This window comes from Citrobacter sp. Cpa228 (genome assembly GCF_030333085.1).
GTDB lineage: Bacteria > Pseudomonadota > Gammaproteobacteria > Enterobacterales > Enterobacteriaceae > Citrobacter > Citrobacter pasteurii.
The window spans coordinates 29377-49772 of sequence record NZ_JAOWGQ010000053.1 but is presented as its reverse complement, the minus strand read 5'-3'; the positions used below and the strand labels follow the sequence as shown (position 1 = coordinate 49772).

General features: G+C 51.8%; 21 protein-coding genes. 4 read left to right on the top strand and 17 right to left on the bottom strand.

Annotation, left to right across the window (positions count from 1 at the left end; translation table 11 throughout):
- Window positions 1–311: 311 nt before the first annotated feature.
- The 10 genes from OGX91_RS16335 to OGX91_RS16290 all read right to left on the bottom strand — a co-directional run bounded on the left by OGX91_RS16335 (window position 312) and on the right by OGX91_RS16290 (window position 10001).
- Window positions 312–767: a FidL-like protein gene (locus OGX91_RS16335; protein ID WP_286626860.1), complete on the bottom strand. Its 456-nt coding sequence runs from the start codon at window positions 765–767 to the stop codon at window positions 312–314.
- Window positions 764–1531, bottom strand: a complete 768-nt coding sequence (locus OGX91_RS16330) for a winged helix-turn-helix domain-containing protein (protein ID WP_286626858.1) — start codon at window positions 1529–1531, stop codon at window positions 764–766. The genes OGX91_RS16335 and OGX91_RS16330 overlap by 4 nt, the downstream gene beginning before the upstream one ends.
- 284 nt (window positions 1532–1815) lie before the next feature.
- Entirely contained in the window at window positions 1816–2790 is a 975-nt protein-coding gene (locus OGX91_RS16325) for a glycyl-radical enzyme activating protein (protein WP_286626856.1), read from the bottom strand.
- Window positions 2753–5131 carry a choline trimethylamine-lyase gene (gene cutC / locus OGX91_RS16320; RefSeq protein WP_188232177.1) on the bottom strand — a complete coding sequence of 793 codons (2379 nt, stop codon included), beginning with the start codon at window positions 5129–5131 and terminating at the stop codon, window positions 2753–2755. Before cutC ends, OGX91_RS16325 begins: the two co-directional genes overlap by 38 nt.
- 13 nt (window positions 5132–5144) lie before the next feature.
- Window positions 5145–5474 (bottom strand): DMT family transporter, encoded by a 330-nt coding sequence (locus OGX91_RS16315; protein ID WP_040232230.1) that lies wholly within the window; start codon window positions 5472–5474, stop codon window positions 5145–5147.
- Window positions 5471–5800: a DMT family transporter gene (locus tag OGX91_RS16310; RefSeq protein ID WP_245163444.1), complete on the bottom strand. Its 330-nt coding sequence runs from the start codon at window positions 5798–5800 to the stop codon at window positions 5471–5473. The genes OGX91_RS16315 and OGX91_RS16310 overlap by 4 nt, the downstream gene beginning before the upstream one ends.
- A gap of 763 nt (window positions 5801–6563) precedes the next feature.
- Window positions 6564–7415 (bottom strand): iron/manganese ABC transporter permease subunit SitD, encoded by an 852-nt coding sequence (gene sitD / locus OGX91_RS16305; protein ID WP_040232233.1) that lies wholly within the window; start codon window positions 7413–7415, stop codon window positions 6564–6566.
- The gene (gene sitC, locus OGX91_RS16300; RefSeq protein WP_040232234.1) at window positions 7412–8269 is read right to left on the bottom strand and encodes an iron/manganese ABC transporter permease subunit SitC; all 858 of its coding nucleotides are present in this window, start codon (window positions 8267–8269) and stop codon (window positions 7412–7414) included. Before sitC ends, sitD begins: the two co-directional genes overlap by 4 nt.
- A 2-nt stretch (window positions 8270–8271) precedes the next feature.
- Complete coding sequence (gene sitB, locus OGX91_RS16295) at window positions 8272–9087, bottom strand: iron/manganese ABC transporter ATP-binding protein SitB (RefSeq protein ID WP_040232236.1); 816 nt, start codon at window positions 9085–9087, stop codon at window positions 8272–8274.
- Window positions 9084–10001 (bottom strand): metal ABC transporter substrate-binding protein, encoded by a 918-nt coding sequence (locus tag OGX91_RS16290; RefSeq protein WP_286626852.1) that lies wholly within the window; start codon window positions 9999–10001, stop codon window positions 9084–9086. The genes sitB and OGX91_RS16290 overlap by 4 nt, the downstream gene beginning before the upstream one ends.
- Before the next feature lie 184 nt (window positions 10002–10185).
- On the opposite strand from OGX91_RS16290, the gene OGX91_RS16285 reads away from it, so the two are divergent.
- Window positions 10186–10530, top strand: a complete 345-nt coding sequence (locus OGX91_RS16285; RefSeq protein ID WP_005130616.1) for a nitrous oxide-stimulated promoter family protein — start codon at window positions 10186–10188, stop codon at window positions 10528–10530.
- A 118-nt stretch (window positions 10531–10648) separates the two neighbouring features.
- On the opposite strand, the gene OGX91_RS16280 is transcribed toward OGX91_RS16285, so the two are convergent.
- The 7 genes from OGX91_RS16280 to hypA all read right to left on the bottom strand — a co-directional run bounded on the left by OGX91_RS16280 (window position 10649) and on the right by hypA (window position 17158).
- A complete protein-coding gene (locus OGX91_RS16280; protein ID WP_005130615.1) occupies window positions 10649–11077 on the bottom strand; it encodes a TOBE domain-containing protein in 429 nt (142 codons plus the stop codon).
- A gap of 44 nt (window positions 11078–11121) precedes the next feature.
- Window positions 11122–13200, bottom strand: coding sequence for a formate hydrogenlyase transcriptional activator FlhA (flhA, locus tag OGX91_RS16275; protein WP_005130613.1), 2079 nt, complete (start codon window positions 13198–13200; stop codon window positions 11122–11124).
- A 219-nt stretch (window positions 13201–13419) separates the two neighbouring features.
- Window positions 13420–14430, bottom strand: a complete 1011-nt coding sequence (gene hypE / locus OGX91_RS16270) for a hydrogenase maturation carbamoyl dehydratase HypE (protein ID WP_005130612.1) — start codon at window positions 14428–14430, stop codon at window positions 13420–13422.
- A complete protein-coding gene (gene hypD / locus OGX91_RS16265) occupies window positions 14427–15548 on the bottom strand; it encodes a hydrogenase formation protein HypD (RefSeq protein WP_005130611.1) in 1122 nt (373 codons plus the stop codon). Before hypD ends, hypE begins: the two co-directional genes overlap by 4 nt.
- Window positions 15548–15820 carry a hydrogenase 3 maturation protein HypC gene (hypC, locus tag OGX91_RS16260; protein WP_003037411.1) on the bottom strand — a complete coding sequence of 91 codons (273 nt, stop codon included), beginning with the start codon at window positions 15818–15820 and terminating at the stop codon, window positions 15548–15550. The genes hypD and hypC overlap by 1 nt, the downstream gene beginning before the upstream one ends.
- On the bottom strand, window positions 15811–16683 hold the full coding sequence (gene hypB, locus OGX91_RS16255) for a hydrogenase nickel incorporation protein HypB (protein WP_005130606.1): 873 nt from the start codon (window positions 16681–16683) through the stop codon (window positions 15811–15813). The genes hypC and hypB overlap by 10 nt, the downstream gene beginning before the upstream one ends.
- A gap of 103 nt (window positions 16684–16786) precedes the next feature.
- Window positions 16787–17158, bottom strand: a complete 372-nt coding sequence (hypA, locus tag OGX91_RS16250) for a hydrogenase maturation nickel metallochaperone HypA (RefSeq protein ID WP_005130604.1) — start codon at window positions 17156–17158, stop codon at window positions 16787–16789.
- Window positions 17159–17356: 198 nt separating this feature from the next.
- On the opposite strand from hypA, the gene hycA reads away from it, so the two are divergent.
- The 3 genes from hycA (at window position 17357) to hycC (ending at window position 20396) form a co-directional block, all read left to right on the top strand.
- A complete protein-coding gene (gene hycA / locus OGX91_RS16245; RefSeq protein ID WP_286626849.1) occupies window positions 17357–17818 on the top strand; it encodes a formate hydrogenlyase regulator HycA in 462 nt (153 codons plus the stop codon).
- 143 nt (window positions 17819–17961) lie between these two features.
- A complete protein-coding gene (gene hycB, locus OGX91_RS16240) occupies window positions 17962–18573 on the top strand; it encodes a formate hydrogenlyase subunit HycB (protein ID WP_005130602.1) in 612 nt (203 codons plus the stop codon).
- Complete coding sequence (gene hycC, locus OGX91_RS16235; protein ID WP_005130598.1) at window positions 18570–20396, top strand: formate hydrogenlyase subunit 3; 1827 nt, start codon at window positions 18570–18572, stop codon at window positions 20394–20396. Before hycB ends, hycC begins: the two co-directional genes overlap by 4 nt.

The following is a 20396-nucleotide window of genomic DNA, read 5'->3' as shown; positions in this document are numbered from 1 at the left end:
TTCCGCTAGTTACACGTATTCTTGTCGTACAAGAAGAAACAGATACAACACGGTCCTTACTCCGGAGGCATGGACGAGTTAATTCAAATGCTTATTGGTAAAAGTTCAGTCACCGCATTCAATATCACTGTGTACCCGCAACCGTAATGAGGGGTAGCCATTGGTACACGGTATGATAAATTCAGGATGTTGTTTAATACTGCTATAATTTAATATTAAAACAAGGGCGGTGACTTAATGTCATTGCAGGTTTAATTATTTAACTCTGTAGTCACGCTTTTATTGTTTTAATATTCAACACAAGTCAGAACCTAGGCATCCGGATTACCGATAAGCCAGGCGTGGTTATCAATTCTTTCACGCTCAAAAATCAGGGTTGCGTCATCACCGCCGACTTCTGCCAGTAAGATTTGAAAAATATCATCCTCAACATGATCTGCCGGTAATCTGCGAACACCGTCATTCTGGTACTGGAGAGTATGGTTATCTATCTGGCGGCCATCCCGCAGAAGAATTTTACGGCTCACGCTTTGTGTTACATCGCCTCCCACAACCTTACCATTAAATGAAATAAAACCCGTATTATCTTCATATAATTGAATGGTTTGCTTAACATAGAAATCATATACCACTGAATTTCTTGTTATACGATAGCGTGACTGATTCGTACATTTGAAGTTACTGATACCATGGGCATAGTTAAATGAAACACCCAGGCAGACAGCAATCAGGACAAGACCCATGCACACTATCCATTTAATTTTCATGATTGCTTCCAGTTGTGGTAGTAGACGTTGTCACACGCGATAATTTGATGATTTTTTCCTGCGGTGCAAAGCGAAAAAAGGGTGCGCCCGGCGCTTCGCGCGGTAAAGGAGTCATTGCTGTCAAATATCACCTTTTGTTCAGGGCCGCAGGTGGCAGCATTGTCCTTAAGAATGGCAGCAATATTCTGCCTGGCTTTCTCCCGATCTCGCTCACTCAGATTTTTCATATACACCACCTCGCACCCGGTCGCCAGACTGTCTTTATACAACGGGTAGTGGCTGGTACTGACCGATGAGACGGTATTAAAAAAAACGATCGCACCGCAAATGAATAATGTCAGAACGATAATCACCGTGAGATACGCATTTTTTAAAGAAAACAGTTTCCCGGCACGTTGAGAATTGACCTGTTCAGGTATACTGAACGGCACTGTCTGGGTTAACTGAAGCGTGATGTCAGGATTTAGCCTGAACCCCATCTTCGGTACAGTAATTATCAGTTCTTCACAGCCGAATGCAGATAATGTGCGACGTAAGATGCTGATATACTGATTAAGGCTGCTATTGGACGCCTGTAAGCCATAATCGTCCCATACCATAGTTAATAATTTCTCACGTGATAGTATCCCTTCAGACGCCCCTAATAGGGTTTCCAGCAAGCGACTGGCCGTTAGGGTGAGTTTTACCGTTTCCTGTGTGGCACAATGGGTTAGCGATCCATCCTCTGGATTAAACTTTATTTTCTCCGCAATTAAAAAAATCATATTGGCAATTACCAGATACCTGCGTTATTACAGAAAATTATAACACAGATATCCGGGTGATTATGCGCTAAATTGCCTCCCGTACATTGGTTACATTTATGAAATTTCTCATCAATATAACTGGTAATTATTAACGAATTTAACAGTCGCTAATGAATTTAGCCCGAAGTGGTAATATTCTCTGTTATTAGCTTATCAACAAAATTACTACAGATAACAGACAGTTTGCTGAAAAAATGAGTAATGTTGTTAAACCAAAGTTGTGCAATTGCGGTACAGTTCTTTTAACCCACCAGGCTGGTTGAAAGCGTAGCGGAGATTCCTCTGTCTTTTGCAATCTGAAGGAATGTTGCGCCATTACTTTCTGTACCCTTCCTGATAATAGTACTGGCCGGGTAATCGCGTCCCAGCAGTGAGTATTTTTGTACGCCGTAAGCATGGTAAGGCAATAAATCAATACCCTGAAAGGATGTCTTTCCGGCAGTAAGATTGCTGATAAGCTGGAGCATATTATTTATTTCATGTGATGAATCGTTAACGCCGGGAATCACTGGGATCCTCAGGCGCACTGGAGTATTCAACGTCAGTAATTTTTCAAGATTGCGTAAAATACGGATATTACTGACCCCGGTAAATCGTTGATGAAGTGTGTCATCCGCCAGCTTGAGATCATAGAGCACCAGATCAGCCACCGTGCTGACTTTATCAACCGCTGACCAGGGGGCGAACCCTGCCGTTTCCACCGCGGTATGGATACCCTCCCGGCGTAAGTTTTGTAGTACCTGGACTGCAAAATCCGGTTGAAGCATCACTTCACCGCCGCTGAGCGTAACGCCTCCTCCTGATAACTGATAATAAGCTACATCTTTTACGACCTCTTGATGTACCTCATCAACTGACATCTGACGTCCGACAATCTTAAGCGCCTGGGACGGGCAAGCTTCTTCACAAAGACGGCAGCCATCACACGACATACTGGGATCAATAACGTGATGCTTATTACTCCACTGATGAATACCTTTCTGGCAGGCATCAACGCAGGCCCCGCAGTGCTGGCAACTACTGGCACGCCACAGCACGTCATTATCCTGGCGCAATCCTTCGGGATTCGCGCACCAAATACAGCTCATCTGACATCCTTTAAGGAATACGACGCTGCGAATACCCGGGCCATCATGTAACGAGAAGCGCTGAATATTAAAGACGCGGCCTGTTAGCGGCTCAGCATTCATGTTGAACGGTACGGCTAATGATTTCATCCTGCACCTCACGGCTGAGTTCAACAAAAAATGCGCTATATCCGGCCACACGAATCATCAAATTCGGATACTCCTCCGGGCGTGCCTGCGCGCGCTTCAGCTCTTCATTATCGACGTAGCTAAACTGCATTTGCCCATTACCAAGCATACTGGCGGTGCGAAGCAGGTTAATCAGCTGATTAATGCCTTCATCGCTTTCCAACATACCGTGCATTAGTTTGAGGTTATGCACCATGCCGATTTCCATCTCTTCAACGTTTATCCTGCTCACCGAGTTAATCACTGCCGTCGGGCCATTGATATCGGTTTGCTGCGATGGGCTTATCCCGTCGGCCAGAGGTTTATGAGCCAGTCTGCCGCCAGGCAACGCACCGGTTGCCAGTCCGAACGGCGTATTATTTGAAATAGATAGCGTGCCGTGCGTGAAGCGGCCATAAAGCATGTGATAGCGGCGATGCTCTTGCTCAGTGTAATGAATAAGGGAACGCGCCAGTTCGTCAACTTCTGCAATATCATTGCCGTATTTCGGTGCTCGCAGGCAGTGCTGACGAAGCGCTTCATGCCCAACAAAATTGGCTTTCAACGCTTCATCCAGCTCAGTCAGAGTGACCTGCTCTTGCTCATACACCACTTTTTTAATGGCCATCAACCCGTTCGCTAAATCAGCCAGACCTGTCCAGATAAGCCCGGGGCCGTTGTTTAACCACGCTCCGCCCGCGGTAACATCGCGACCTTTTTCCAGGCATCCCTCAATCAGGCAGGAAATAAGCGGTTTTGGCGCATACTGTCTGTGCAACTTCTGGATGATGAGTGTGGCTTGGGCCGCTTTAGCCGTAATAGCCGCCAGTTGCTGTTTTACTGCCGCTTCAAAATCGTTGTAAGTGGTCATCTCTGTCAGTTCGCCGGTCTGCGGACCGATACGCTCACCTTGCGGCCCATAACCATTACTAAACGCCAGTTCCAGCGGCCGAGTAAACGTGGTATAGCCTACAGATGTCCATTGATACATTTTCCCGGACTTTTGAGGCTCAACACAGCCCATCAGGCAATAATCACGGGCATCTTCATAATCAAATCCCTTGCGCAGCATCATTTTGATATGCGCGTCATCGAAATGGCAGGCCGGAAAACCTGTTCCCCCGCGGATAACTTCCACAATTTCGCGCAGATAGTGCCACGGTGACTGGTTATGTATCCTTACAGCCAGGCTGGGTTGATAAATTTTCAACTTGCGTGAGCAGGCCATAATCATCATTGTCAGCGGATTGGTGGCATCGCCGCCCTCACGTTTTTGCCCGCCAACAACCATATTGATAAATGGTTGATACCCAGCGAAATATTTTGCTGTAGACTCACTACAAATCCACAAACTCTCTGCCATTTTAATCATCCAGCAACACAGTAACTCTTCTGCCTGGGCATGAGTCAATGTCCCTTCTGCCAGGTCACGCTCCAGTAATGGCCAGAGATACTGATCGACGCGTCCCAGTGAAATACCGGTCTGGTTTTCTTCAAGACAAAACAGAGACTGTACAAACCACAGGGACTGAAGCGCCTCATAAAAATTACGCGGCGCGTGTTCCGGTACACGGCGACAAATGTCAGCGAGACGGTTCAACTCTACTCTGCGTTGAGGATCGGTTTGTTCAGCAGCCAGTTGTGCGGCGTAGTCGCTGTAACGATGGGCGTAATGGATCACCGCATCGCAGGTCTCTTTCATTGCCAGATAGAATTGGTGGCGTTCCATATCTTCTGCGCAGGTTAAACTTAGCTGTTCAATTGCGTGAATAGCCCTGTCACGTAAACCGCCCATACCTTCTGTCAGTAATAACGTGTCGTAACCCGGACAGGTATCACCACCGCCATTCTGGGTTTTAATGGTCACGTCGCAGACGCCGTACTCATTGCACCATTCCCAGAGGCCTGCATGACGGAGTTGCGTTTCTGCGATTTCATCCAGCGAGCGACCGCGCCAAAAAGGGAAGATTTCTTCTCTGAGAATACGCTTTGCGCTGTCACTTATCTGATAGGGATCCTGTTTACGCTCTTTTACGGTATCCAGTTCTTCAGCCACCCAGCGCCAGCTGAGCTCTGGTGATACTTCTCCACCGCGCGGACCGCCTGCCGGGTGGCTGATAATAAGCTCATTCTCGGCAATCCATAAAGGTGCCTGTTCGCAGGCGCGCCGAAAGGCCAGTGCCCGTAACATAATCAGATCCAGCCCGGGGTTGTTTTTATAGACTTCTGTAACCGCCTGTGCCCTTGAAACAGAGATAAACGGCTTTGCGCTGAAATATTGGACTTTCAGGGCGTCAATACGATCGGTAAGTTGCTTTTCCATTTAATAACTCCTTTTATGCAAATCCCATCAGCAGCGTGCCACTCAGGATCAGTGCAATACCTGCTTTTTCAAATATGCTGGTATGCATGTCGTAATAAATACTACTTATCACAGTAATTAATACTGTGCCCATACCACACCAGATTGCGTAAGCGATACCTGGTGTCATTAATTTCATTGCCTGCCCCAGGGCATAAAAACAGACTACGTAACTTAACGCACAAAATATGGTTGGGACGAGTCTCTGAAAATGTCGGGTTTTGGGTAGCATGGCAGTGCCAAAAACCTCAGTAAGAATGGCAATAAATAACCACGTTGTACTCATGAGTATTATTTGAATCATGTGTTTTCCATCGTTTTATATTTTGCGGAAAAATTAATAACAATAACTCCGGCAACGATTAACCACATGCCCAGTAAGTGGCCCCCACTTATTGAATGGCCGAAATTTAACATGCCAATTATATTTACTGCGACGATACCCACACCAGACCAGATCGCATAAGCAACGCCAAGGTGCATTCTGCGAAACACATAAGTTAGAATATAATAGCAAAGCCCATATCCTATTATGGCTAAAACAGAAGGAAGGATGCGGGTAAATCCTTCAGAAAGGACTAGCATAGTTGTTGCAAATATTTCGAACAAAATAGCCAGCGCAAGTTTCATGTATGTCTTTCTTAACGTCATATTAACTTTCCTGATTAATGAGCCTGGTTACAGGTCGGATTGGATGACTGATATGAAACAGTATTTTTATTTTTCTAGCCATATAATTCATAAAAATTGATTATTATAGTTTTTTATTCTTTGATTGTTTGATTGTGAAGGGTTAAATTTCAATTTTTAATGGTGTGGGACGAGTCCCTCTCAGCATTGCTTTTATGCCTGATATCATTTTCAGAAGTGCAGGCTAAATAATGATGTTGATGTGATTTAACCTTTGAGATTAATGTCTGTCCAGGCTGCTCAAAGAGCGTGGCTGAATGCTCAGAGTGCATATACGGCTCAGTTATGGGGGGGGCGGCGAAGGGTTTTGGAGCCATAACCCGCCAGTAGTATGGCTTAATAAGAAATTATTAATTATTTTTTTTGTGTGTGATATGAATTTTGCCGATGTTGTATGGGTTTATCTATAAACCTGCAACTTATCCTTCTTCAGTGAGTATCGAAACAATGATCATAAAGTTAGATGGTTAATAAAACACCGGTTAATGAGTCGATTTTCTTTATCTTTAATAGGTGAAATTCAAATATCAATGCCACACCCCAATGTACCATTGAAGTGTGGTTGGTGAAGTTTGTATCAAATTACTCTTTCATTTCGTGGTTGCTCTTTTTATCTTATGGAATAACGATAATACCCGTCAGGATGTGGAAACGAGGCTTTAGAGGCATAAACATCATTAGCTGACATACCATGAAGCATTATTTATACATCATGCAGCTGAAGTTGATTCTCTAAACGCCGATCGCGCAGGGTTGCATAAATAAAAGTAATCACAAACAGCAGGGAAAATAATACGACGATGGTGGGAGCCGGTGCGCTGTCGATGAAAAATGACAGATACACCCCCATAAATGAGGTAATGACCGACATCACCACCGCCAGCCACAAGGCGTGAGAAAATTTTCGCGTCATTAAAATCGCGATGGCGCCGGGCGCAATCAGTAAAGAAATCGACAAAATAATCCCAACTGATTTTAGCGTGGCGACAATCGTCAGGGCGATCATGCACAACAGGCCGTAGTGCAGCAGGGCGGTGTTAAGCCCACTGGCCTTGGCCTGATGTGGGTCGAACGCATGCAGCAGCAGATCTTTCCACTTCAGCCCGATGATAAGCGCGATCCCCAAAGCAATCGCCGTTGTTTGCACGATATCGCTCAGTGATATGCCGAGCATATCGCCGAACAGAATATGATCCAGATGCACTTCCGACTGAATGGAAACATACAGCACCAGTCCCGCACCAAACATCCCGGAGAAAACAATGCCCATGATGGTGTCGCGCTTAATGCGGCTGTTATCGTCGAGGTATCCGGTTGCTATCGCGCAGAACAATCCAGCGATAAATGCGCCAATTGCCAGCGGGATGCCTGCGATATACGCCAGAACGATCCCTGGAAAAACCGCATGGCTCATGGCATCACCCATCAACGCCCAACCCTTGAGCACCAAAAAAACCGATAGCAACGCGCAGGGGATAGCCACAATAGTGGAGATGACCAGCGCATTGACCATAAAGCTAAACTGAAAGGGTTCCAGCAGCGTTGTTAAGATCATACCAGCTCCTTATTGACCTGGCGGGCGCGGCGGCGATTCGCCAGCAGACCGTGTTTGGGGGCGAAGACAAACGCCAGCAGGAACAGCAGCGTTTGCAGTACGACGATAATTCCGCCGGTTGCACCATCCAGCCAGTAGCTCAGCCAGGCGCCGAAAAAGCTGGTCAGGCTACCGATAGCCACGGCGATCGCCAGCAGGCGAGGAAAACGATCGGTCAACAGCCAGGCTGTGGCGCCGGGAGTGACTACCAGGCAAATCACCAGAAAGGCGCCGACGGTTTGCAGGGCGGCTACCGTTGAAACGGAGAGCAGGGTAAAAAACAGCAGCTTCAGCCGACCTGGATTCAGACCGATAGACCGGGCGTGGTTTTCATCAAAAAAGACCACCATCAAATCTTTCCACTTCAATAGCAGGATGGTCAGCGATACCACGCCGATGATCGCCAGTTGCAGAATATCTTCCGGCGCAATTGCCAGGATATTACCGAGAATAATGGTCTGGATGTTCACCGACATCGGATTGAGCGACACCATAAAAAGCCCGATACCGAAAAAAGACGAAAAAATCAGCCCGATAATCGCATCTTCCTTCAGGCGTGAACGTTGATTGAGAAACAGCATGCTGCCCGCAGCCAGTCCACCGGAAAGAAATGCACCCAGCGCGAAGGGAAGCCCTAGCATATAGGCTCCGGCCACGCCCGGCACGATAGAGTGCGATAGCGCATCGCCAATCAGCGACCAGCCTTTAAGCATCAGATAGCAGGAGAGAAACGCGCACAGGCCACCGACCATCGCCGAGACCCACATGGCGTTGAGCATATACTGGTAACCAAACGGCTCTGTCAGCCAGTTCATGATTATTCCCCCTCGCTTGCCGGGCGTCGCGAAATAAACGGACGTTCATCATCGGTAATCACGTGTTGTTCGCCGCCGCTCAGGGCAACGTGACGCAGAACGCCGCTAAATGCCTGTTCAAGGTTCTCGGTGGTAAAGGTGGTTTCGGTTGGGCCGCTTGCCAGCACGGTGCCTTTAATCATTACCGTGTAATCACAAAACTCGGTGACCGAGCCCAGGTTATGGGTGGAGACCAGCATCGTCCGGCCCTCATCACGCAATTCGCGCAGCAGGTCGATGATACGCGCCTCGGTTTTTACATCCACACCGGTGAAGGGTTCATCCAGTAAAATAACCTGGCCGTCCTGTGCAATGGCGCGCGCCAGAAAGACGCGTTTTTTCTGCCCACCAGAGAGTTCACCAATCTGGCGGTGGCGATAGTCCAGCATGTCAACCCGCGCCAGCGCCGCATCCACGCAGTCGTGGTCGATCTGTTTTGGCCGACGCAACCAGCCCATATGGCCAAAGCGTCCCATCATCACCACATCTTCCACCAGTACCGGAAACGACCAGTCCACCTCTTCTGACTGGGGGACATAGGCGATCAGATTCTGTTTGAGCGCCTTATTCACCGGTTGCTGCAGAATAGATATTTCCCCCTTCGCCAGACGGACAAACCCCATCAGCGCTTTAAATAGCGTTGATTTCCCCGAACCGTTGACGCCGACCAGGGCGGCAATTGAGCCGCCCGGAACCTGAAAAGTGGCGTCCCGCAGTGCGGTGTGCCCGTTGCGATACGTCACCGTAACCTGATTCACGGTAATCGCAGATTGACTCATTTTTGGCTCCTTAACCCGTCGTTGATGCCGCCGACGATGGTTTCTGTCGTTACGCGCAGTAAATCCAGATAGGTCGGTACCGGACCGTCGGCAGCACTGAGCGAATCGACATACAGCACACCGCCATAATGCGCGCCAGACTCACGGACGACCTGACGCGCAGGCTTGTCGGAAACGGTACTTTCGCTAAATACAGTGGGGATTTGATGCTCCTTGATCGCGTCGATCACTTTGCGTACCTGTTTGGGCGTCCCTTGCTGATCGGCATTGATCGGCCACAGATACAGCTCTTTCAGGCCGTTATCACGTGCCAGGTATGAGAATGCGCCTTCGCTGGTGACCAGCCAGCGTTTATCGGCGGGGAGTTTTACCAGTTCAGCATGCAGCGGCGCCAGGGTCTGCTGGATTTTCGCTTTATAATTCTCCGCATTTTTCTGGTAAGTGGCGGCATTGTCTGGATCGTATTTCATCAGCGCATCGCGAATGTTATCCACGTAGATGAGTGCGTTCTCCGCTGACATCCAGGCATGCGGGTTCGGTTTGCCGTTGTACGGCCCTTCGCTGATACCCATTGGTTGTACGCCATTTGAGACCATCACTTCCGGTACGCCGGACAGATGTTGGTAGAAGCGGGTAAACCACAGCTCCAGATTGAGGCCGTTGGAGAGGATCAGTTGTGCACCCTGTGCGCGTTTAATATCCCCTGGTGTGGGCTGATATTCGTGAATTTCTGCGCCGGGTTTGGTGATGGAACTGACCTCTGCTGCGTCGCCAGCCACGTTGCTCGCCATATCGGCAATCACCGTAAAGGTGGTTATTACCTTAAATTTATCTTTCGCCCAGGCAGGAGACAGCGTCAGCGCCGTGATTACGCTGGCAAGGAGAAACGATTTCAGATGGGGCAGATGCGGCATAGTATCCCTCACAACAAAATGGTTAATTTATCATCGAATATAGCCTTTGCTATGTTATATAGCACATGGCATAAATAAATGAAAATAATTCTTATTTGCATGGGGTGAGGATGTATCACCTTCAGGTAATAGTGCTGCGTATTTTTAAGGTGTATTATTTATGCAACTTAGCTATGGAGGCATCATGTCCGGCAAACGTATTGCTCGTGAAAAAATGACGATCCAAAAGATGATCTCGCTGTACGAAAGCCAGTGTCCGGAAGCTTCAGACGAGCCAGGGCATTACGATACGTTGTTTGCTTATGCGCAAAAGCGCCTCGATAAGTGCGTATTTGGTGAGGAAAAACCGGCCTGTAAGCAGTGTCCGGTGCACTGCTATCAATCTGCCAAACGCGAAGAGATGAAGCAAATTATGCGTTGGGCCGGGCCGAGAATGCTCTGGCGTCACCCGGTTCTGACCGTTCGCCATCTGATTGATGACAAGCGTCCTGTCCCGGAATTACCTGAGAAATATCAGCGCAAGAAGTAATCTGGTTATTTTGTGCCGGATAGCGGCGATGCCTTATCCGGCCAGCAAGCTCACCTGTGCGTAGGCCCGATAAGCGTAGCGCCATCGGGCAATCTTGCCATGCGATGATGAATGGATATTACGCTTTGGTGGCAATCAGAATGGCTGAGGCTTTGATCAGCGCAATAACGCGGCTTCCCTGGCTCAGTTTCATCTCTTGCTGACTTTCGTTCGTCACGACCGCGACAATGTCAAAACCGGCATCAGTTTCGATGTGTACGGTGGCGTTAACGGCGCCTTCGGTTACCTGTGAAACGCTACCGGCAAATTGGTTACGGGCAGAGAATTTCAGGCCACAGTCTTCAGTCGCCAGCGTCACCCACGGCGCTTTGATCAGCGCAATGGCTTCTTTTCCTTTCGCCAGACCCAGTGCCTGCTGACTGCTATGGGTCACAATTGCGACCAGTTTTGCGCCGCCAGCCAGCGTCAGTTCAACTTCATCATTTACTGCGCCAGTGGCAACTGCACTGACTGTACCGGTTAATTGATTACGTGCTGATACCGCCATACTGCCTCCTTTCGTTGAGTTATCACCCAGTATAGTCTCACTGGCTAAACCAGCGCATCCTTATCGATGCCCAATCGCTTCATGCGCGAGAGTAACGTGGTGCGCTTCAGTCCCAGGCGCTGCGCCGCGCCTTTAGGACCGGCAACCACGCCGTTGGTCTCTTTCAGAACGCGCATGATCAACTGGTATTCGTCCTCGCCATCCTGCGCAACTTCGGTGGCTACCGGTGGTGCAGACGGCGTCAACGCGGCAATATCCGGCAGGGACAGCTGCAGCACGTTGCCTCGGGTAAGCAGAACTGCGCGCTCCACCACGTTTTCCAGTTCGCGCACGTTGCCCGGCCACTCCATGCTGCTCAACGTACGCAGCGCCTCGGCGGGAATGCTGTCGATATTGCGCCCCATCCGACGAGCAATTTTAAAGGTGAAAGCTTTAACCAGCAGCGGAATATCTTCCGGGCGCTCGCGCAGTGGCGGCAGATGGATCGGGAAGACGTTCAGTCGATAGTAGAGATCGTTACGAAACTCGCGATCGGCGACCATCTTTTTCAGATCGCGGTTAGTGGCGGCGATCAAGCGAACGTCGGTCTGGATCAGTTTATTGCTGCCCAGACGTTCAAACTCCTGCTCTTGCAGTACGCGCAGCAGTTTGGGCTGAAGCTCCAGCGGCATGTCACCGACTTCATCGAGGAACAGCGAGCTTTTATCCGCCAGCTCGAAACGACCAATCCGCTGCGTGCTGGCACCGGTAAACGCGCCGCGCTCGTGACCAAACAGATCGCTTTCCAGTAATCCGGCAGGCATTGCCGCGCAGTTCATTTTCACCATCCGGCGGGCGTTACGTCCACTCAGGTTGTGGATTGCGCGTGCGATCAGCTCCTTACCGGTTCCGGTCTCGCCGAGAATCAGGACGGTGCTGTCGCTTTGCGCCACCATTTCGACCTGCTTGAGCACGCTGTACATGGCTTCGCTGCGGCCAATGATTTCACCGAACTCGCTCTCCACGTTGTTGAGTTGTTCTGTCAGCGCCAGGTTTTCATCGACCAGGCGCTCTTTCAGACGGTGAATTTCCTGATAGGCGAGGGCGTTATCCACGGCGATCGCCACGCGTTCGGCGATTTGGCGCAACAGTTTCAGATTGGCAGTGGTGAACACTTTCTCTTCGCACTGCGCTAACTTAAGGACGCCGAGCATAGTATTGCCGGACATCAGCGGCAGCAGGCACAGAGTCTGTAGGTGGTTGCCCCAGGTTTCGAACAGCATCCGTTCGTAAGGGGCGAGCGTATCGCGTTCGCTCAGATTAATCAGCAGCATCTCTTTGCTTTTGAAAACGCGTTCAGAAAGCGTACCCGCTTCATCCACTTCACTTTGTTCGTGCGCCGGATGATGTTCATCCAGATAGTGGGTGGAATAAATGCTGAGCTTGTTTTTGTGATCGCTGCGTAACACGATGCTGATGGCATCAATGTCGAAATAGTGGTGGATCTCTTTGGCGACTTCGCTGACCAGTTCGTCAATGTCCAGACGGGAGAGCACCGCATTGGTGATGGCGACCAGGATGCGAAAGTTATCACGCTCGCGACACAGCAGATCGTAATCGACGTTGTTGCTGACCCTGCTTTGAATTTGTTCAGCAACGACGCCGACTATCTGGGTGAAGGTCTGCAGCCGGTTGTACTCTTTTTCACTCCACGGACGATCTTCGTTACGGATGAATTCACAGCCGCCAAAGATACGCCCATCCGCCGCCAGCGGCAGTAGGCAGTAGTGGCCAAATTCAGAATACAATCCGCCAGAGGCCAGCTGTGGCCAGGTTTCAGTAAACTCGTGATAGTTGCAGTGCAGCGCATCGGGACGAGACAAAATACGGCGTACCGGGCCATGGGCCAGTACCGTTTCGTCTTCATAATCGATGGGTTTACCATTTTCACGCGCCGCAAAATAACGCGCACGCTGCGTTTGTGCCTGCCATAAGACAATAGCCGCACAGTCGGCCAGCGCTGAACGCTTGACCAGCTGCGAAAGCGCCTCGCTGAGAGACGGGAGATCGGGCTGCTGTAATAATGTACGAGTAATATCGAACAGGCCTTGCTGCCCGAGGTCACTCATCGGTGTATACGACATATTGCTTTTCCAGGAAAAGCACCGCAGAACGGTGCGAAAACGGTAAATGAATTATAGGTATAAGTCGTAAATTATTGCCGGATAGCTGACCGCGAACTCGCTGGTCACGCAATCCGTAGGCCTGATAAGCAAAGCGCCATCAGGCGATAATGCAGCGTTAATGCCGGATGTCGACGCAAATGCGTCTTATCCGGCCTACAGTATGCTGCCAACTGGCTGCTAGCATATACGAGGTAAGGGTTCGGCGTGTGGTAAATCGAGGGTTCGTTTCACGCCGTAAAGTCCGGCCAGACGCACACCTTTGCGTTCTACCACTTCGCCAATCATTGCGGCATCGCGTCCTAACGGATGCGCGCGCAGTGCGGCAAGCGCCGTTTCAGCAGCCTGACGCTCAACGGCAATCACCAGCTTACCTTCGTTAGCAAAGTTGAGCGCATCCAGACCCAGCAGTTCGCAAACGCCACGCACCGCGGGCTTCACGGGCAGGGCCGCTTCAGACAGCTCAATGCCAAACCCGCATGATGCGGCAAATTCATGCGTTACCGCATTCACGCCGCCACGGGTCGCGTCACGCAGCGCCTTCACGCCGGGGATATCACGTAGCGTCTGGATAAGCGGCGTCAATACCGCGCAGTCGCTGACCAGTTCGCCATCAAGCCCCAGCTGTTCACGCAGGTTAAGGATAGTTGCGCCATGATCGCCAAGCGTACCGCTGACCAGCAGCACATCGCCCACGCTCAGGGTCTGTGCGCCCCAGTGAATGTTGGCGGGGATCGCGCCCATTCCAGCGGTGTTGATAAACAGCTTGTCCGCCGCGCCGCGCTGTACAACCTTGGTGTCGCCGGTGACGATGGCAATTCCCGCTTCGCGCGCGGTTGCCGCCATGCTGTTAACGACGGTTTTCAGCGTCTCCATTGGTAAACCTTCTTCGAGGATAAAACCGCAGGAGAGATAGCGCGGGATCGCGCCGCTGACCGCCACGTCGTTAGCTGTACCACAGATAGCCAGCTTGCCGATATTACCGCCCGGGAAGAACAACGGATCGATAACATAGCTGTCGGTTGAAAACGCCAGACGGTCGCCTTCAGCGACCAGTTGCGCCAGTTCCAGACGTGCCTGATCTTCCTGTTCCGCCAGCCACGGATTCGCAAATGCCTCCATAAACAGACTGTTGATCAACTGCTGCATAGCCTGACCGCCGCTACCGTGGGCGAGTTGTACGCTGTTCATGCTTCACACTCCTGCTGACGATACTGATACCAGGCGGCACATGCGCCTTCTGAGGAGACCATCAGGGCACCAAATGCGGTCTCCGGGTTACAGGTTTTGCCAAATAGCGGGCACTGATGCGGTTTGCATCTGCCGGTCAATACCTCTCCGCAACGCGCACGCGGATCGTCATACACCTGCTGCGGCGCTGGCTGGAAATGCGCTTCGGCGTCAAAACGCTGATAGTCAGGCGTCAGGTGAACGCCTGATGATTCAATGACGCCCAGACCGCGCCATTCGCTGTCGCCATTGACGCAGAACACGTCGGCGATCGCCTGCTGCGCTAGCGCGTTACCGGCGTCGGGTACCACGCGGCGATACTGATTTTCTACCTGGCTGTGCGCGGCAATTTTCTGCTCAATCAACATCACCACGCCCTGCAGGAGATCGAGCGGTTCGAAACCGGCGACCACCAGTGGGCGATGGAAATCTGAGGCAATGAAATTATAGGCGTCAGTGCCAATCACCATACTGACGTGACCCGGCGCCAAAAAGGCGTCGATACCGTTGTCCGGCTGTTCCAGCAGGCTGCGCAGCGTTGGGATCAAGGTGATGTGCTGGCAGAAAAAGTAAAAGTTCTGCACATCGCGCTGTTTGGCCTGCTGCAGAGTGATGGCGGTGGTTGGCATGGTGGTTTCAAAACCCAGGCCAAAGAACACCACCTTACGCGTTGGGTTTTCCTGCGCCAGCTTCAGCGCATCCATCGGTGAATAGACGATACGGACATCCGCGCCGCGCGCTTTGGCTTGTAGCAGGGAACCTTGTTTACCCGGGACGCGCATCGCATCGCCAAAGGTGCAGAAAATTACTTCCGGATGGCTGGCAATTTCTACACAGCTGTCGATTCTGCCCATTGGCAGCACACAAACCGGGCAGCCTGGACCATGAATAAACTCGACGTTTTCAGGCAGTAACTGATCGAGACCGAACTTGAAGATTGCGTGGGTATGACCCCCACAAACTTCCATGATGCGCAGCGGGCGTTCAGCTGTGTAGGGGAGGAGTGCAGCACGTTCACACAGGTGCTCTATCAACTGCATCACCTGTTCTGGTGCGCGGTATTCGTCAACAAAACGCATTATTTTTCCTCGCCATACAGCAACGCGCCGACATCCGGCTCAACGTCAAACATGTTTTGTAGCGCATCGAGCGTGTCGCGCGCTTCTGCTTCATTAATGATGCTCATGGCAAAGCCGACGTGAACCAGTACCCACTGGCCCAAACGGGGTTGACCATGCTCATCGCAGCTACCGACCAGCGTTAGATCGACGTCGCGCTGAATACCGCAAACGTCGACTTTAGCCTGGTTGCCGTCAATGGTGCGGATTTGACCCGGAACACCTATGCACATCGCTGCGTCTCCAGCCAGGAGAGCCATTGGTCCATCCCTTCGCCGCTGGTGGCGGAAATCAGGATGATCTCAATTTCCGGGTTCACTTCCCGGGCGCTGGCGATGCACTTATCTACATCAAAATTGAGGTACGGCAGCAGATCCACTTTGTTGAGCAGCATCAGCGAGGCGGCGGCAAACATATGCGGGTATTTCAGCGGTTTGTCTTCACCCTCGGTGACGGAAAGCACGGCGACCTTATGGCGTTCACCGAGGTCGAAACTGGCCGGGCAAACCAGGTTGCCGACGTTTTCAATGAACAAAATACCGTTGTCTTCAAGCGGCAAACGCGGCGCGGCGTCAGCAATCATTTGCGCGTCGAGGTGGCAACCTTTGCCGGTGTTGACCTGGATGGCGGGCGTGCCCGTAGCGCGAATACGTGCGGCATCGTTAACCGTTTGCTGGTCGCCTTCAATGACGGCACATGGCACGCTGTCTTTGAGCTTCATCAGCGTTTCGGTCAGCAGCGTGGTTTTACCGGAACCCGGGCTTGAGACAAGGTTCAGTACCAGATGCTGACGGGCGGCAAAGCGGGCGCGGTTGCGTTCGGCCAGACGGTTGTTTTTATCCAGCACGTCAATTTCCACTTCCAGCATACGGCGCTGGCTCATGCCTGGCGCGTGGGTGCCTGCTTCACCGTGACCGTAGTGCAAGTCGCCTTCTTCGGTCTGGCTCGGCGTGAAACTGGAGGTTTTCACACCGGTAATATTCAGTGCCGGGCGAGCCGCCGGGGCAAATGGCGCGCTGCGAAACGCCGAGTGGGGGTTATGTTCATCACCCTCTATATATAGGTTGCCTTCAGCGCAACCACATGTCGTACACATCGCTCACTCCTGATCTTTATCTTGCGGTATATCTGTTGCCGGATGGCGGCTTCGCCTTATCCGGCCTACAACTCAGACCATTCCTGTAGGCTGGATAAGACGCTTACGCGTCGCCATCCGGCGTTGGATTATTATCAATTTCAATTCGTCGAATCTGTAGGCCGTCATCGGCCACGATCCTCAGCATATCGCTATGACATTGCGGACAACGGCGCACACGTTGCGTCAGTAAGGTGACGTATTGCTGACAAGATTCGCACCAACATTCGGCTTCTTGTTCTTCGAGGTGGAGTTTACAACCTTCTGCAAGGGTGCCACGGCATACCAGATCAAAACAAAAGGCGAGAGCGCTGGTTTCTACGCAAGAAAATGCGCCAATTTTGAGCCAGACCCCAGTTACCCGCTTTGCGCCGTGTTGGGTGGCCTGTTGTTCAATCAATTCCAGTGCCCGTTGGCAGAGGGTTATTTCGTGCATATCGCCTCCTAAGATGTCGCCGTTTTAAAAGCAATAAACATGCCAGGTTGAATTTTCACGTTCGTGACAATGTCGACGATGACGAAATGACATGTCGTCACCGCACTGTGAATTCATAACCATATGAAAATAAATGATTTTAATTTTGGCATGAAATGTGCTTAAGGCTGTTCATCTCTGCTAAACGGGTAACCTGACATGACTATTTGGGAAATAAGCGAAAAAGCCGATTACATCGCTGAACGGCATCGTCGCCTACAGGACCAGTGGCGTATTTACTGTAACTCGCTGGTTCAGGGGATCACCCTGTCGAAAGCGCGTTTGCATCATGCAATGAGCTGTGCACCGGACAAAGATCTCTGCTTCGTCCTTTTTGAACACTTCACTATCTACGTCACGCTGGCAGATGGCTTCAATAGCCATACCATCGAGTACTACGTTGAAACGAAAGACGGTGATGATAAGCAACTGATTGCACAGGCACAGTTGACCCTCGACGGTAAAGTCGATGAGCGCATCAGCAACCGCGATCGTGAACAGGTGCTGGAGCACTATCTCGAAAAAATCGCCACCGTCTACGACAGCCTGTACACCGCGGTTGAGAACAATATGCCGGTGAATTTAAGCCAGCTGGTTGATGAGGGACAAAGCCCGGCTTAAGCCTCGGGTGCCGCCCACTTTTGTCATGATGCGTTTTCATTCTGCGTCACGACAGTTTAGGGAATGGGCATGTCGAAAAATGTCGAAATGACATTTCGCAGACATGTTTTCGTCAAAAATGACTATCACCTGAGGAATGCCTGGTGAATCGTTTTGTAATTGCTGACTCCACTCTTTGTATCGGCTGCCACACCTGTGAAGCCGCCTGCTCAGAGACACATCGCCAGCATGGCCTGCAGTCAATGCCGCGCCTGAAAGTGATGTTAAATGAAAAAGAATCCGCGCCGCAGCTTTGCCACCAGTGCGAAGATGCGCCTTGCGCCACCGTTTGTCCGGTTAATGCGATTAATCGTGTTGACGGTGCCGTGCAGCTGAATGAAAGCCTGTGCGTCAGTTGTAAATTGTGCGGGATTGCCTGTCCATTCGGTGCAATTGAGTTTTCCGGTAGCCGTCCGCTGCATATCCCGGCAAACGCCAACACGCCAAAAGCGCCTCCGGCTCCGCCAGCGCCTGCTCGCGTGAGCACGCTGCTGGACTGGGTTCCGGGCGTTCGCGCCATCGCGGTGAAATGCGATCTGTGCAGTTTTGACGAACAAGGTCCGGCCTGCGTGCGCATGTGCCCAACCAAAGCCCTGCACCTGGTGAGCAACATGGATATCGCCCGCGCCAGCAAACGTAAGCGTGAGCTGACTTTCAACACCGATTTCGGCGATCTCACCTTGTTTCAGCAGGCTCAGAGTGGGGATGCAAAATGAGCGCAATTTCACTGATTAACAGCGGCGTGGCCTGGTTTACAGCGGCTGCGGTTCTGGCATTTCTGTTTTCGTTTCATAAATCGTTGAGCGGTTGGATTGCCGGGGTTGGCGGCGCGGTCGGCAGCCTGTGTACGGCGGCTGCGGGTTTTAGCGTGCTGATTAATGGGCTGGCGGTAAGTGGTGTGATGCCGTTTATTGGTCACAGTCTGCAAATGACGCCGCTGAACGCTATCTGGCTGATTACGCTGGGCCTGTGCGGCCTGTTTGTCAGCCTGTACAACATTGACTGGCATCGTCACCCGCTGGTTTTAGCTAACGGCCTGCTGGTCAATCTGCTGATGGCCGCGGCGGTATGTGCGGTGGTAGCCAGCAACCTCGGGACGCTGGTGGTGATGGCGGAAATCATGGCGCTGTGTGCCGTGTTTCTCACCGGCTGCAGCAAAGAGGGCAAACTGTGGTTTGCACTGGGGCGTATCGGTACGCTGCTGTTGGCGATTGCCTGCTACCTGGTGTGGCAACGCTACGGCACCCTGGAGCTGCGTCTGCTTGACCTGCGTACTCAGGAGTTGCCGCTCGGCGCTGACATCTGGCTGCTGGGCGTGGCGGGTTTTGGCCTGCTGGCCGGAATTATTCCGCTGCACGGATGGGTGCCGCAGGCACACGCCAACGCCAGCGCACCGGCTGCGGCGCTGTTCTCTACCGTCGTCATGAAGGTGGGTCTGCTGGGTATTCTGTCGCTGTCGCTGCTGGGCGGTAACGCGCCGCTGTGGTGGGGCATAACGCTGCTGGTACTGGGCATGATCACCGCGTTTGTCGGCGGTCTGTATGCGCTGATGGAGCACAACATCCAGCGTCTGCTGGCGTACCACACCCTGGAAAACATCGGCATTATTCTGCTGGGTCTGGGGGCTGGCGTGACCGGAATTTCCCTGAATCAACCTGCGCTGATTGCGCTGGGTTTAACCGGCGGTCTGTACCATCTGGTCAACCACAGCCTGTTCAAAAGCGTTCTGTTCCTGGGCGCGGGCAGCATCTGGTTCCGTACCGGTCATCGTGATATCGAAAAACTGGGCGGGATCGGTAAACGCATGCCGGTGATTTCTCTGGCGATGCTGGTTGGCCTGATGGCGATGGCCGCGCTGCCGCCGCTGAACGGTTTTGCCGGCGAATGGGTTATCTATCAATCCTTCTTCAAGCTGGGTAACAGCGGTGCGTTTGTCGGTCGTCTGTTAGGGCCGTTGCTGGCGGTTGGGCTGGCAATTACCGGCGCGCTGGCGGTGATGTGTATGGCGAAAGTCTATGGCGTTACGTTCCTTGGCGCACCGCGCACGAAGGAAGCTGAAAATGCCTGCTGCGCGCCAATCCTGATGGGCGTGAGCGTCGTTGCGCTGGCGATCTGCTGTGTGATTGGCGGTGTTGCTGCGCCGTGGCTGCTGCCGATGATTTCCTCTGCCGTTCCGCTGCCGCTGGAAACCGCGAACACCACCGTTTCTCAGCCGATGATCACGCTGCTGCTGATCGCGTGTCCGCTACTGCCGTTCATCATCATGGCGATTTTCAAAGGCAACCGTCTGCCGTCACGTTCACGCGGTGCGGCATGGGTCTGTGGTTACGATCACGAGCAGTCAATGGTCATTACCGCGCACGGTTTTGCCATGCCGGTGAAAGAAGCCTTTGCACCAGTACTCAAACTGCGTAAATGGCTGAATCCGGTATCACTGGTTCCGGGCTGGCAGAATGCGGCTGCGCCGGTGCTGTTCCGTCGCCTGGCGCTGATTGAGCTGGCGGTGCTGGTGGTGATTGTGGTTTCACGAGGAGCCTGA

Bases quoted from the DNA above. Each gene is read 5' to 3' on its own strand.
- OGX91_RS16335 (WP_286626860.1), bottom strand. From the start codon at position 767: ATGAAAATTAAATGGATAGTGTGCATGGGTCTTGTCCTGATTGCTGTC.
- OGX91_RS16330 (WP_286626858.1), bottom strand. From the start codon at position 1,531: ATGATTTTTTTAATTGCGGAGAAAATAAAGTTTAATCCAGAGGATGGA.
- OGX91_RS16325 (WP_286626856.1), bottom strand. From the start codon at position 2,790: ATGAAATCATTAGCCGTACCGTTCAACATGAATGCTGAGCCGCTAACA.
- cutC (WP_188232177.1), bottom strand. From the start codon at position 5,131: ATGGAAAAGCAACTTACCGATCGTATTGACGCCCTGAAAGTCCAATAT.
- OGX91_RS16315 (WP_040232230.1), bottom strand. From the start codon at position 5,474: ATGATTCAAATAATACTCATGAGTACAACGTGGTTATTTATTGCCATT.
- OGX91_RS16310 (WP_245163444.1), bottom strand. From the start codon at position 5,800: ATGAAACTTGCGCTGGCTATTTTGTTCGAAATATTTGCAACAACTATG.
- sitD (WP_040232233.1), bottom strand. From the start codon at position 7,415: ATGATCTTAACAACGCTGCTGGAACCCTTTCAGTTTAGCTTTATGGTC.
- sitC (WP_040232234.1), bottom strand. From the start codon at position 8,269: ATGAACTGGCTGACAGAGCCGTTTGGTTACCAGTATATGCTCAACGCC.
- sitB (WP_040232236.1), bottom strand. From the start codon at position 9,087: ATGAGTCAATCTGCGATTACCGTGAATCAGGTTACGGTGACGTATCGC.
- OGX91_RS16290 (WP_286626852.1), bottom strand. From the start codon at position 10,001: ATGCCGCATCTGCCCCATCTGAAATCGTTTCTCCTTGCCAGCGTAATC.
- OGX91_RS16285 (WP_005130616.1), top strand. From the start codon at position 10,186: ATGTCCGGCAAACGTATTGCTCGTGAAAAAATGACGATCCAAAAGATG.
- OGX91_RS16280 (WP_005130615.1), bottom strand. From the start codon at position 11,077: ATGGCGGTATCAGCACGTAATCAATTAACCGGTACAGTCAGTGCAGTT.
- flhA (WP_005130613.1), bottom strand. From the start codon at position 13,200: ATGTCGTATACACCGATGAGTGACCTCGGGCAGCAAGGCCTGTTCGAT.
- hypE (WP_005130612.1), bottom strand. From the start codon at position 14,430: ATGAACAGCGTACAACTCGCCCACGGTAGCGGCGGTCAGGCTATGCAG.
- hypD (WP_005130611.1), bottom strand. From the start codon at position 15,548: ATGCGTTTTGTTGACGAATACCGCGCACCAGAACAGGTGATGCAGTTG.
- hypC (WP_003037411.1), bottom strand. From the start codon at position 15,820: ATGTGCATAGGTGTTCCGGGTCAAATCCGCACCATTGACGGCAACCAG.
- hypB (WP_005130606.1), bottom strand. From the start codon at position 16,683: ATGTGTACGACATGTGGTTGCGCTGAAGGCAACCTATATATAGAGGGT.
- hypA (WP_005130604.1), bottom strand. From the start codon at position 17,158: ATGCACGAAATAACCCTCTGCCAACGGGCACTGGAATTGATTGAACAA.
- hycA (WP_286626849.1), top strand. From the start codon at position 17,357: ATGACTATTTGGGAAATAAGCGAAAAAGCCGATTACATCGCTGAACGG.
- hycC (WP_005130598.1), top strand. From the start codon at position 18,570: ATGAGCGCAATTTCACTGATTAACAGCGGCGTGGCCTGGTTTACAGCG.